Source organism: bacterium SCSIO 12741, from assembly GCA_024398055.1.
Lineage (GTDB): Bacteria > Bacteroidota > Bacteroidia > Flavobacteriales_G > Salibacteraceae > SCSIO-12741.
Genome location: CP073749.1, coordinates 2,001,669 through 2,014,910 on the forward strand (window position 1 = coordinate 2,001,669; position 13,242 = coordinate 2,014,910).

Annotated in this window: 11 protein-coding genes; 4 read left to right on the forward strand and 7 right to left on the reverse strand. The window is 43.2% G+C overall.

All coding sequences use genetic code 11. The annotated features are described in order from the left end of the window. Positions 1 to 43 precede the first annotated feature (43 nt). The 4 genes from KFE98_08495 to KFE98_08510 form a co-directional block, all read right to left on the reverse strand. Positions 44 to 1,150 (reverse strand): hybrid sensor histidine kinase/response regulator, encoded by a 1,107-nt coding sequence (locus KFE98_08495; GenBank protein ID UTW64163.1) that lies wholly within the window; start codon positions 1,148 to 1,150, stop codon positions 44 to 46. Next, a complete protein-coding gene (locus tag KFE98_08500) occupies positions 1,150 to 3,282 on the reverse strand; it encodes a GHKL domain-containing protein (protein ID UTW64164.1) in 2,133 nt (710 codons plus the stop codon). Before KFE98_08500 ends, KFE98_08495 begins: the two co-directional genes overlap by 1 nt. A gap of 15 nt (positions 3,283 to 3,297) precedes the next feature. Then, positions 3,298 to 4,068, reverse strand: coding sequence for a methyltransferase domain-containing protein (locus KFE98_08505; GenBank protein UTW64165.1), 771 nt, complete (start codon positions 4,066 to 4,068; stop codon positions 3,298 to 3,300). A gap of 310 nt (positions 4,069 to 4,378) precedes the next feature. Continuing rightward, positions 4,379 to 5,125: a hypothetical protein gene (locus KFE98_08510; GenBank protein ID UTW64166.1), complete on the reverse strand. Its 747-nt coding sequence runs from the start codon at positions 5,123 to 5,125 to the stop codon at positions 4,379 to 4,381. A gap of 604 nt (positions 5,126 to 5,729) precedes the next feature. Here KFE98_08510 and KFE98_08515 point away from each other — a divergent pair. Beyond that, positions 5,730 to 6,194, forward strand: coding sequence for a response regulator (locus tag KFE98_08515; protein UTW64671.1), 465 nt, complete (start codon positions 5,730 to 5,732; stop codon positions 6,192 to 6,194). 1 nt (position 6,195) lies between these two features. Here the strand turns inward: KFE98_08515 and KFE98_08520 are convergent, their stop codons facing one another. The 3 genes from KFE98_08520 to asnS form a co-directional block, all read right to left on the reverse strand. Then, the gene (locus tag KFE98_08520) at positions 6,196 to 6,819 is read right to left on the reverse strand and encodes a phosphatase PAP2 family protein (GenBank protein ID UTW64167.1); all 624 of its coding nucleotides are present in this window, start codon (positions 6,817 to 6,819) and stop codon (positions 6,196 to 6,198) included. A gap of 7 nt (positions 6,820 to 6,826) precedes the next feature. After that, positions 6,827 to 8,284 carry an RNA polymerase factor sigma-54 gene (gene rpoN, locus KFE98_08525; protein UTW64168.1) on the reverse strand — a complete coding sequence of 486 codons (1,458 nt, stop codon included), beginning with the start codon at positions 8,282 to 8,284 and terminating at the stop codon, positions 6,827 to 6,829. A 180-nt stretch (positions 8,285 to 8,464) separates the two neighbouring features. Then, entirely contained in the window at positions 8,465 to 9,898 is a 1,434-nt protein-coding gene (gene asnS, locus KFE98_08530; GenBank protein UTW64169.1) for an asparagine--tRNA ligase, read from the reverse strand. Positions 9,899 to 10,051: 153 nt separating this feature from the next. On the opposite strand from asnS, the gene KFE98_08535 reads away from it, so the two are divergent. Genes KFE98_08535 through KFE98_08545 form a run of 3 tightly spaced genes read left to right on the forward strand, consistent with a single transcriptional unit; the run spans position 10,052 to position 13,223 of the window. Next, positions 10,052 to 10,675 (forward strand): TetR/AcrR family transcriptional regulator, encoded by a 624-nt coding sequence (locus tag KFE98_08535; GenBank protein ID UTW64170.1) that lies wholly within the window; start codon positions 10,052 to 10,054, stop codon positions 10,673 to 10,675. Positions 10,676 to 10,694: 19 nt separating this feature from the next. Continuing rightward, entirely contained in the window at positions 10,695 to 12,053 is a 1,359-nt protein-coding gene (locus KFE98_08540; protein ID UTW64171.1) for a TolC family protein, read from the forward strand. A gap of 36 nt (positions 12,054 to 12,089) precedes the next feature. Next, a complete protein-coding gene (locus KFE98_08545) occupies positions 12,090 to 13,223 on the forward strand; it encodes an efflux RND transporter periplasmic adaptor subunit (GenBank protein UTW64172.1) in 1,134 nt (377 codons plus the stop codon). Positions 13,224 to 13,242 lie beyond the last annotated feature (19 nt).

Sequence of the window (13,242 nt, forward strand, 5' to 3'; positions counted from 1 at the left end):
AATTAGGATTTAGCCGTTAAACCAGGCTGGGTTTTCCATCCGATTACTCAGCGATCAATTTCGCCAGGTTTGGAAGTTTCACCGTAAAAGTAGTCCCTGAATCCGGAAGTGATTCTACATCAATTTTTCCACCGAGAAAATCAACGGCTTCGGAAACGATGTAAAGCCCAATCCCAGAGCCGGTGCTTTTGTCCGATGCTCGGTAATAAATATCAAAAATCTTTGGCAGGGTTTCTTTTTCAATACCAATACCGTTGTCTGATATTTTCAAGGTCAGTTCATTTTCATTCACCTCGCCTACAATCTTCACCTGGTTCTCCTCTTTCGACAAGTCCTGGTATTTAATAGCATTAGATAACAGGTTGTTTAAGATGAAGCGAAGGCGGGTTCGATCGGTGTAGAAATCTACATCTTGATCAATTTCTACCTCATAATTCAGCCGTTGCGCATTTTCGAGAAAAGCGTAGTCCTTGATCGTAGAGTTGACCATTCTCCTTAGGGGAGTTTTGGATACATTAAGTTCAGTCCTTTTGTTTCGGTGAAAACTTAACACATCCTTAGCCAGAAGTTGCATCTTCTTGGCCATAGAATTGATCAAATCCAGGTACTCATCCGTTCGATCCTTATCGATGCGAATTAAATTGACCAAGCCCAAAATATTGGACAGAGGCCCTGTGATATCGTGAGCGGTGCTAAATACCAGACGATCCATTTCATGGAAAGCTTTTTTAAGCTCTTCATTTTTCTGATCCAGCATGTAGCGGGTGTGGTAGAGTTCTATGGCGTTGTCCAGTGCCTTGGTCAGTTCTTCTTCCGACCAGGGTTTAACGATAAACCGAAAAATTTCACTTTGGTTAATCGCTTGAACAACCGCTTTTAAGTTGGCATGACCAGTGAGCATCATACGAATAGCAAGCGGATCAATCTCCTTTACCATTTGAAGAAATTCAACTCCCGATAGTTCCGGCATCTTGTAGTCGGCTACCACCACCGAAGGCCTTTTTTCTTTGACCAGGGTGAGGGCTTCGCTCACATCTGTGGACGTATATATTTCATACCGATCACGAAGAAGAGCCCGAAAAGCAGTAAGGTTGTTCGGGTTGTCATCGATGAAAATAACACGTTTAAATTTCAGGTCAATATCAGGCATTAATCACTTGTTAAGGTCTTAGGTAAGGTGATGACGAATTCTGCTCCCTTGTCCCTTTCAGTTCCCAGTTCAATAGTTCCGTTGTGGGCTTCAATAATGGAAAAAACAATCGATAGTCCAAGTCCAGTTCCTTCACCCACATCTTTGGTTGTGAAAAACGGTTCAAAGATATGCTCTTTTGCCTCATCAGGGATTCCCGGTCCTGTATCTGCTATGCTAATTCTTATCTTATCGTCCAGGTTTTTCGTTGAAATGATGATTTGCGAATTTTCTTCGGCCATTTCATTCATGGCTTGAATCGCATTGACCAGGATATTGGAGAACACCTGATTCAACTTTCCAGGGTGGCATTCAATGGGTTCGATGGAAAGATCATAGTTTTTCACCAGATCGATGTGTTTTTCCATGATGCTGCTCAAAATGACCAGTGTGGAGTCTAAGCCCTCATGAACATCCGCTACTTTGGATTCCACCTCGTCTAATCGACTGAAGTTTCGCAAGCTTTTTACGATTTCCGCCGTACGGCTGGCCCCTTCACCAATTCCATTAAGAAGCTGATTGATTTCCTCCACCACAAAATCGTAATCGATTTCCTCTTTAAACTCCTTAATCTCTTTGACGAGTTCTTCAACGCTTTCGGCGCCGTCCAATTCGTCGTACTTCTCGATTACTTCCAGCAAGTCTTCGATGTCGCGTTTCAAAGGTTTTACATTGGAAGAAACGAAGTTGATCGGATTATTGATTTCGTGAGCAATTCCGGCGGTAAGCTGACCCAGAGAAGCCATCTTTTCCTGATTGACCAATTGTGCTTGAGCGCTTTTCAGATTGTCCATGGCTACTTCCAGGTTTTCATTGGTGCTTTGTAGCTCTTGGGTTCGCTCGCTTACTTTTTTCTCAAGTACGATATTTTGTTCTCTTATCAGCTTTTCATTTTCCTTGAGCGCAACCAGCTCACGGGCTCTCGATTCCTCTTTTTCAATTCGGAATTGGTTGATCTTATCGGCCAGAGCAAAGGACAGTAAGGACATTTCTATTGCCGATGCTGCTTGCATGGCATAGTTGGTCAGGGAGTTATAAGGAAGTATTCCAAAATCTTTAAGCAAAAACACAATGGATCCCACCAATAGAATGGACCAGGCAACTAAGAAAAAGCGAGCTGAACGCATTCCCGCTTTGATCGAAAGGAAGGTAGCAATGAAAATCGTGATCGCCGAAAATCCAGTTCCACTTTGCATGAGCTGAAAGCCTACATTGAGATTCCCCATCAGGGTAAAGCCAAGGCTGAATATGAAGATGGCGATGAGTACAAGAAAGGTGTTGTCTAATATTCGAGAAAACTGACGGGTTCGAAGAAAGTCGCGGGCAAAAATGACTCCAAACAAGGCTCCAAAATTTCCGAATAGAATCAAACTTCGGGATTGAAATTCCGGGTAGTTGGGCCAGAACACGCCATACAGTTCTCCTTTGATTCCGAGTTGAGTTAGGCCAACAAATAAAACATAGAGCACATAGAAGATGTAATTCTTATCTCTTACCGAGAAGTAAACGAACAAGTTGTAGAACACCATGATGAGAATGATGCCGCTGTAAAGTCCATTAATAGCGGTTTCCCAATTCAAGTCGGTCCACAATAGTTCCTGGGAAGTGACCCTTATGGGCAGAATGATTTGTTCCAAGCTTTTGACCCGCAAGTAGTAGGTCTTCTCTTGGTTTTTTGGAAGATCGAGCTGAAAGATGAAGTTGGGGCTAACCACTTCTCGCTGTGCAAAGGGTAGCGATTCGCCTACTTTCTTAACCGTGTATTTTCCGTTAGAATCGGGAGCGTAAAACTCGACTTCATCCAGCATTGGATAAGCCAATAGCAACTTTAAATTCCGCTCATCGGTTTCGTTACGCAAGGTGAATCGAGTCCAGAATCCGTGGGTAGAAAGGCCCAGGTTAGGAACTTCATTGTCACAGGGAGTCCAGGTTTCCACCAGGCTGGCATCTTCAAAAGGAAGACCATGCACGTCCTCCATGTATTCCATGCCAAGTCCTATGGGAACAGAAACTTCCGCAGACTGAATAACTACTTGAGCTGAAGATTGGAAGGATAGCAGTAGAAGGGTGAAAAAAAGTTGTAGTGACCTCATTCCTTAAACATCCTTTTATTTATCGGCCTGATAGGTAACCATACTCATGCTACAGGCAAAAAGATCCTTATTATCAAGTTGTTGACACAACTCAAGGTACCTGGAGCGCTCATCTTCCGTTAGGAAACCCTCATTCGTGGCACTCATTAACATTTTGTCGAACATAATGTATTTATTAGCCGCTTCCAATTGGTGTATGACAAAAGGTTTAACAACCCATTGTATATTCCGAAACCCTTGATTGTGAAGTAGAAGCCCTATTTCACGAGAGGCCAATCCAAAATTCACTTGTTTGTGGGTGAGGAAATCAACAAATTTTCGTTCGGTTTTCAAATCGGAGTTGTATACGGTTAATCCACTCCAATCGGTTTCAACCAAGACCACTTTTCCGTCTTCTTTTAGCGTTCGGTGAATTTCCTTAAATACCTGAGCCGGATTTGGCAAATGTTGAATCAGGCGTTCGGCTCGAATACCCTGAAAATGATTCTCCTCAAAGGGCAGGTTTTCCGCAGAGCCTTCCATAAAATCCAAATTCTGAATTCCCGCTTGAATGGCAGCTTCCCGACCATGGGCGAGCAAACTCGGGTCATGGTCGACTCCGGTCATGTGGTATTGATCTCCTAGAAACTGAGCCAATTGCAAGGCATCCGAGCCCGTACCACAGCCCAATTCTAAAATGGGACCAGCCTCAAGGTTCTGCAAAAAACCGTAAGAAGCTTTTTTCAAGCCAATCAGCAGTTTTTCTGTGTCTTCAAGATAGGTGGCATTGTAATGTTTGTCGTCCATCTGAACTTTCTTCTTTTAAATGGGTTAGCCGCTTCGCATTCGGCTTCTTTAAATTTTAGGGTTGATGCGGTATGAGACAAGGAAAACATCCAATCTAAATTTGGACTCCGACTACCCTCAAATCTTGTTGTATTCTCGGGCAGAGGTCCAATAATCGCCCCCCTTCAAAGGGAGAGGCCATCGATTAGTGTATCGCTCATACAGTTTAGACATGACAGGCCAAATATATTCGGACCGAGTAAATTATGGGCCGAAAATTTCCGAATTGACTCATATTTCAAGCAGTGGTGAAGAATTTCTTTTCCGGCGATTAGGAATCTGACCCGAATCGAAAAACCGATCGATCCACGGTATCAATTTTCAATTGGTAGTTGACAGGTATCTTGTATTGTCTATTCTGCTCCATTCTGAATTGGTTCCACTCTTGCCGAAGAGACATAATGGCCTCTTTCTCATCCTTGTTGGCAAATTCCAGTTTGTCGGAGTCTTCCAGGAGTACAATGGTGGCCAGTAGGTCAATCTTGGGGTAGTAGAAAGTTCCCTTATTGCCTACCTGATCATATTTCAAAAAGCTGTAGCGATTGGCAATTCGTGTGGTGTATGGGGAGCATAGGGCCCACAGGGTTTTGAGTCCCAGTTGAGGAAGAATGGCGATGCTGCAACGGATTAGGTAGATCGCTCCAATGCCCATTCCAGCAACTTCTATAGAGTTCCATAGGCCGCAGAGTTCACCGGTGCCTTGAGGCGCATATTGGTCCACATGCTTGCGGATGTTGGGTTCCATTTCTTCGGTAGCTCCGATTAAAGGCAGGTCCTGACTTCCGCCCAAGGCATGTACCCGGGCACCGCCAAACACTTTACCATCTTCCTCAGATTCGCAAATAATTACGTAGGAGGCAGGATTAAACATCCAGTCATTGGTCGAGGAGGTAACTTGCTCCACGCCAACGCTGCTTAGGATACGGCTGTGGCCATCGATGTATTTTTTACATGCATCAGGATTGTCCACGGCTCTGAAGGCCCGTATCCTTATCGGTGCCTTAATTTGATTTTCCATATGAGCGTTATTGCGGAATTGAGTAAAAAGCTGTGACAGACTTCGCAACTGTCCGCTTGATTAGGTTCTCTGTATCCATTATACGACTTCGAATCGCGATCCGTTCAACTGTCTATAGGTCAAAACCGCAACGTTCAATTATCCAATTTTTCAGTGCTGGCTACATTGCCAGTACAACCCAAGACTTAGCCTTGGAAAGGAATCGCTCTTTTCGGAAAATTGCCCCAGGTAACCGCTTCTTTGGGGCGATTTAGAAAGAATGTCAGTTGAGACTGGGTTGATGAGCCTTGGCCATTGCCTTCTGAAACATCCTTTCGTGTAGCTCCAAATATATACAAGGGCTCCATTTTTTTCGCTAGCCAATCAAAATTTGTTCGAAGTACTTGGTTGTTAACTATCTAAGGGGAAGGCTTTCAGTTAATTAGTGATCAATAATAATTGAGAAAAGTTTCGATTGTATTGTAACAAAAAGGTCATTACCTCAGTATTTAATGTTAACGGGACTTCTTAAATATTTACTCTCCCCAACTGTTACCCGCCTATCGTTATAGTGGAATTTTATTTTTAACTTTCGCTTTTGATACGCCTAAAAGAGCTAAGGAATATGGATAAAAAACCGAATGTGCTCTACGTTGACGACGAAGAACATAACTTGATTGCTTTTAAAGCTGCATTGCGTCGAAAATTTAAGGTGTTCACAGCCATTAGCGCTGCTGAAGGTCTTGAAATTTTGAGAAACGAAGGCCCTTTTGTAGTAGTCGTATCAGATCAACGTATGCCTGAAACAACAGGTATTGAATTCTTTCAACAGATAAAAAATGAATTCCCAGAACCTATACGCATATTGCTTACGGGTTATGCGGATATCAATGCAGTAATCGACGCTATTAATAAAGGAGAAGTTTACCGCTATTTGAGTAAGCCTTGGGATGAAGATCATCTGGTAATAACCTTAAATTCAGCGATCGAATTATTTCAGTTGAGAGAAGAAAACAAGTTGTTGACCGAGAAGTTGAAACGGGTAAACAAACAGCTGGAATTTCTATTGCGCCAGAACTTAATTTCCTAACCTATCCCCAGCCCATCCAAACGGCTAAACCTACGGTAAAAAAACCGAGTATTGCTCCTCCATATACTTGATAGGGGCGGTGTGCGCCTAAGGTGATTCGAGAGTATCCTACCAAACCCCAGATAAGTCCAAACAGGATGATCAAGGAGGTCATTGGGACCTGAAACTTTAGATTGATTGCTACTACGGCACCCAGCAATCCGCTAATTCCCGTCATGTGTGCGCTAATCTTCCATTTGAAGTTGAGCACAAACAGAATAGCCGCAGAAAGCATAGATCCAAATATGAGCGATAAGATGAGTGGGGAAACTCCAAATCGCTTAAAGAGGTACCAAGTAAATAGGTATAGAAAAGCGGTAAAAGCATAAGGCGTATGCCGCTCATTTCGATTACTAAGGGTGAGATCCGAAATCATATTCCGAACACGGAGCAACCAAACCAAAACCACAGGAAATACCAGGGTATTGACAAACACTACCGTACACAGTGTGGTTTTATAGGCTTCACTGATCGAGTATTTCAGGTAAAGATCCAGCTCCAGAATGAGGTAGAGGCCCAAAGTTGGTATCACAGCTGGATGCAGGGCAAGAGACACCAGCGAGGCAAATCGGTTTGTTGAGGTCATTTCGAAATTAGAGTTCTTTTCGAAGGCGAGCAACTGGAATATTGAGTTGTTCCCTGTATTTCGCAATGGTTCTCCGGGCAATGTTATACCCTTTATTGTTGAGCAGATCAGAGAGTTTCTGATCGGTCAAAGGCTTTTTCTTGTTTTCGCCAAGCACCGCATCTTCCAAAATCTTTTTGACTTCTCGGGTAGATACTTCTTCACCTTCGCTATTGGTCAACGATTCAGAGAAAAAGGACTTCAATAAGAAGGTGCCATAAGGAGTTTGGATGTACTTGCTGTTGGCTACTCGAGAAACGGTGGATATGTCCATCCCGATTTCCTGAGCGATGTCCTTCAGAATCATGGGGCGCAATTTGGTCTCATCACCGGATAAAAAATAGTCCCGCTGAAAATCAAGAATCGAATTCATGGTCATGAGCAAGGTCTGTTGCCGCTGTCGAATGGCATCGATAAACCATTTTGCTGAATCCAACTTTTGCTTGACAAACAAAAGGGCTTCCCGTTGTTCTCTATTGGGTTTGGATTTGCTGTTTTGGTAGTCCTGAATTAGTCCGGAGTAACGACCGCTCACTTTTAATTCCGGAACATTACGGTTGTTTAGTGAAAGTCTCAACTCACCATCCTCAACATCGAGGATAAAATCAGGAATAATAACCTGGCTTGCTCGACTATCTGCTGAGGAATTGCCTGGCTTAGGATTCAGTTTTTTAATTTCCTCATCCGCTTCTTTTAAGGCAATCTCATCAATTTCGAGCCCTTCGAGAATCTTGGTGTAGTGCTTCTTAGTGTAGGCTTCAAAGTATTCTTCGAGAATAGCTTCTGCCGTAAGTCCTTCGACCGTACGCTCTGGTTTTCTTCGAATTTGGATAAGTAGGCACTCCTTTAAATCACGGGCACCGATTCCAGGTGGATCAAAGCCCTGAATCATTTTAAGCAGAGAAAGCACTGATTTTTCATCTGTAAAAATGTTTTGGCTAAAGGCCAGGTCATCCACAATCGAAGCAATATCTCTACGCAAATAACCGGAATCGTCTAAGCTTCCGATCAGGTGATCCGCAATCAGGTAATCTTGCTCTTCCAAGTCTTGCATATCCAGTTGCTGCTCCAGCTGCTCTCTGAAAGTGGAGCCTGAAGCGACAGGAATGGCCTTGTTCTCGTCATCCATTCCCTTGTTGCGGATACTGTATTTATAGGAGGGGCCATCGTCCAGGTAATCTGAAAAGTCAAATTCCTTTTCTGCCTCAGATACTTCGTTACTTACATCAGAATAGCCGTCCTCGCCATTGTCAAATTCATCACTAAGGTCATCTCGACCTTCTTCCAAAGCCGGGTTTTTTTCGAGCTCTTCTTTGATGCGCTGCTCAATGGCCACAGTTGGGATCTGCAAAAGTTTCATCAGCTGGATTTGCTGAGGGGAAAGCTTTTGCATCAGCTTTTGCTTGAGTTGCTGCTTTAGTGCCATTAAAGGTGTTTAATCGATGTTTAAAATTAGCTATTTTACCTAAACCGTGCCACGTTTATCTCAAACGGAAAAAACCGAATGATTACGGGCGATAGCCAAGATTGTGATCGACTACAAGAATACATAATCCCGGTTAACCCTTAAGGGCCATCGGGCGAAAAAAAAGCTAAAAACCCAGGCTTAAAATTCGGCGTTTTTCGGAGTACGTGGGAAAGGTATTACGTCACGAATATTGGTCATTCCGGTAATGAACAACACCATTCGCTCGAAGCCTAAACCAAAGCCACTATGTACACAGGTTCCGTATTTTCGAGTTTCCAGGTACCACCATAGTTCTTCTTCAGGAATGTTCATTTCATGAATCTTGTTCAACAAGACATCATGACGCTCTTCCCGTTGAGAACCTCCAACGATTTCACCAATTCCTGGGAAAAGGATATCCATGGCGGCCACCGTTTTGTCATCCTCGTTCATCCGCATGTAGAATGCCTTGATATTCTTAGGGTAATCAAAAAGGATAACCGGCTTCTTGAAATGCTTTTCCACCAAATAGCGTTCGTGTTCGCTTTGTAGGTCAATGCCCCATTCGTCAACCAGGTATTCGAATTTTTTCTTTTTGTTGGGCTTGGAGTTGCGTAGAATCTGAACGGCATCTGTGTACGAGACCCGTTCAAAATCATTTTCAGCCACCATCTTCAGTTTTTCACGAAGTGTCCATGGCTGACGTTCTTCTGCCTTCTTGCCTTTGTCTTCCTGAATGATTCGGTTTTCCAAAAATTCAAGATCGTCATCGCAATGTTCCATTACATAGCGGATCACAAACTTGAGGAAGTCCTCGGCCAGGTCCATGTTGTCTTTAAGATCATTAAAGGCAACCTCCGGCTCAATCATCCAAAACTCGGCCAGGTGTCTGGAAGTGTTGGAGTTTTCAGCTCGGAAAGTAGGGCCAAACGTGTAAACTTTGGAAAGGGCCATGGCGGCCAATTCTGCTTCAAGCTGACCACTTACCGTAAGGTTAGTTTCCTTGCCGAAAAAGTCCTGGCTAAAATCTACTGCACCTTCTTCTGTTAGAGGTGGGTTTTTAGGATCCAATGCTGAAACGCGGAACATTTCACCGGCTCCTTCCGCATCCGACCCGGTAATAATAGGAGTATGGATGTTGTAAAACCCGTTGTTATTAAAGTAGGTGTGAATCGCATAAGTCACTGCATGGCGAATGCGAAATACAGCACTGAAAGTATTTGTTCTAAAACGAAGGTGAGCCTTTTCCCGAAGAAATTCCAGGCTGTGCTTTTTGGGCTGAATCGGAAATTCTTCTGCATCAGAATCCCCCAAAACTTCGAAACCGTCAACGATCATTTCGATTTTTTGACCGCGCCCTTGCGACTCCACAATTTGTCCGGTTAAGGATAAACAGGCACCCGTTGTGATACGCTTCAATTGAGACTCGTCCAAATTTTCAAAATCGACTACAGCTTGTAGGTTTTTAATGGTTGAACCATCGTTTAGAGCAATGAATCGATTGCTTCTAAAGGTTTTTACCCATCCTTTAATGGTTGTCGTGAAGCCAACTTTTTCGGCTTTTATCAACTCGGCAATGCTGGATTGTGTCATCGTCTGTCAATCGTTGTTAAGGCCGGCAAAGGTAGGGTTTTGAAGAAATTTTGGGCAAAAAATGAATCCTGTCCAATAGGAAACTTTAACAGTTTAGGAAACGAAAATTGTGAAAAACGTTTCCATCGTGGAAATTGTGTCTATATTTGCGCCATGGAAAAAATGGACGAGAAACTGGTACAACTGCTGAAAGGCGCCATGGATATTTTCATGCGTTATGGAATTCGCAGTGTAACGATGGATGATTTAGCTCGCCACCTATCCATTTCGAAGAAGACTCTCTATAAATATGTGACAGACAAGAATGACTTGGTTGCTAAGGTTTTTGAATTGCACCAGGATCTTGAGTGTCAGACTATGGAGGGGATAGTGAAGCGAGGATTAAATGCCATTGATGAGAATTTCGAAATCTCTCAAATGGTGATTAATCAGGTGAAGGATATTCACCCATCCATCATGTATGACATTGAGAAGTACTACCCCGAAGCCATGAAACAATTTCACGACTACAAAATGGATGTAGTTATGGGATGGGTTAAAGACAACCTGAAGCGTGGAATGGCAGAAGGATACTACCGGGAGGACCTTAACATTGATGTTATCTCCGTGGTTTACATCCAGCGGATGGACGATTTTTTCCACAGTAATCTATATCCACCACAATTGTCCTTTTTGGATATCTACCTGGAGTTGTTCCGCTATCACATTAGAGGAATTGCTTCTGAAAAAGGAGTAGAATACCTGAAGGAAAAAGTGGCTAAAGAAAATTCAAAATAACACTAATTAATAACAAGCAATGAAACGCTATTTATCACTGGCTCTTGGGCTGGCCCTCTCGGTTACCGGATGGTCTCAGGCCGAAAAGGAGACGAAGTCTTCTTTTAGTCTGAAAGAGGCTCAGGATTTTGCAGTGGAAAACTCTTACTTCACACGAAGTGCCCGGATGGACGTGACAAAATCCGAACAACGGGTAAAGGAAATTACCGGAATCGGCTTGCCCCAGGTTAACGGTAAAGTGGATTACAACTATTTTATTGAGATCCCTACAAGTGTGGTTCCGGCCAATTCATTTGACCCTACCGCACCTGCAGACCAGTTCGTAGAGCTGGAATTTGGGACCAAACAAAACATGACAGCTGGTGTCTCTGTAAACCAGATTATTTTCGATGGTTCTTACTTAGTTGGCTTAAAAGCTTCCAAAACCTACAGGGAATTGGCCTATGCCAGTAAGGACAAAACCGATGTAGAAATTCAACGTGATGTAACTAAGGCCTACGGGTTCGTACTGATCGCTGAAGAAAACTATAAGTTGGTTCAAGAAAACGCCAAGAAGCTGGAGCAGTTGGTAGAAGAAAATACGGCTATGTATGAAGCCGGATTTATGGAGGAGAAGGATTTAGATCAAATCAAAATTCTTTTACTCCAGAACGAGAACATCCTTATCCAGACGGACAATCAACGCAAAGTTGCTTTAGACATGCTCAAATTTGCTATGGGTAAGCCCATCGCAGAACCGCTGGAGTTGACTGATAATCTGGATGATATCAAAGAGCCTTTTTTGGACAAGGAAGCCAATTTGCAATCCAAGTTTATGATGGAGAAGCATGTGGATTTTCGCAGAGCATTGGTAAATCTGGAGGCCTCTGAGCTAACCTTGAGTAATGAAAAGGTGGCCAACTATCCTACTCTTTATGGTTTCTTGAATTACGATTATCAAGCCTTTGGATCAGATTTTAACTTCTTTTCCGGCGGTAAATGGTATCCATCTTCCATTGTTGGTTTGCAATTGAAAGTACCGATCTTTTCAGGAGGTCAGCGTCACATGAAAATTCAACAGGCCAAAGTAGGGCTGGAGCAAGCTAACTTGCAAATGGAACAGACCGAGGAGAACTTGAAATTGGACGTGGCCAATAAGCGAAACAGTTATGAGGCAGCCATGAACAAGTTGGAAAACGCTTCTAAAAATTTGGACCTGGCTCGCAAAATTCAGGACCAAACCCGGGTTAAGTATTCCGAAGGGATTTCTTCCAGTGTAGAACTAACCCAAACAGAAAATCAGTTTTTACAAAGTCAAATGAACTACGTGGGAGTGGTTTACGAGGTAATTGAAGCAAAAGCAGACCTCGACTACGCTCTCGGGAATTACAATAAATAAGCATCACAAAACACCCAAACAATAGAACGATTAAAAATGAAAAATTTAGTATGGACAGCCGTAATGGCCGTTTTAATCGCCAGTTGCGCACCTCAAGCGGGAGAAGGAGAACTTTCCCAGTTGCAACATGAAAGGGATTCGCTGAAAAAAGTGAAAGGAGAAATTGCCGATCGTTTGGCGGTAATTGAAGGTGAAATTGCAGAATTGGATAGTACAAAGAAGCTTACCCTGGTAACAGCAGAAAAGCCTGCTATTCAAAATTTCCGTCACTACTTCAAAGTATATGGTGAGGTAGAAACGGATCAAAACACTCAGATTTTTCCAGAAATCGGTGGAACCATTTTGGCCATTATGGTTAAAGAAGGTGACCGCGTAAACAAAGGTCAGGCCTTGTTGCGTATCGATACCGAAATTTTGGATGAGCAAATCAAAGAGGTAGAAACTCGCTTGGAGTTGGCCGAAACTACCTACCAAAAGCAAAAGAAGCTTTGGGACAAAAACATCGGATCTGAAATGCAGTTTTTGCAAGCCAAAAACAACCGCGATGCATTGGCAACCAATTTGGAGGCCTTGAAAGCCCAAAAAGGAAAAGCCATTGTACAGGCGCCGTTTTCAGGAGTTATTGACGAGATTGTTCCTAAAGTTGGAGAGTCAGCAATGCCTGGTGCACCCTTGATGCGAATCATCAATTTGAGCAACATGTACGTTACAGCTGATATCTCTGAAAGCTACATCGGAAAAGTGAAGCAAGGTGACCATGTGATGGTTGAGTTTACCAATTACGGAGTGGAGCACGAATCTACTATCGCTCGTACCGGTGAGTACATCAATCCAAATAACCGCACCTTCCAGATTAAGGTGAATTTGGATAACAGCGATGGTTTGTACAAGCCCAATATGGTAGCTCGTATCAATGTAATGGACTACTCTAAGGACTCTGTAGTTGTTCTTCCTACCCGATTGATTTTGGAAGGATCCGGAGGTCGTCGTTATGTATTTGCCCTGGAAAAAGGAAGCGAAGGTGTGACCGCTGTCAAAAGACAGGTTGAAGTGGCTAAGAGCTACCGTGGAATGGCCGAAATTTCTAAAGGATTGACCGGTGACGAGTGGATTGTATCCAAAGGAGCTCGTGCCATTCGTGATGGTCAGTTCGTGGAATGGCAACAATAATAATTGGCACACTTAAATC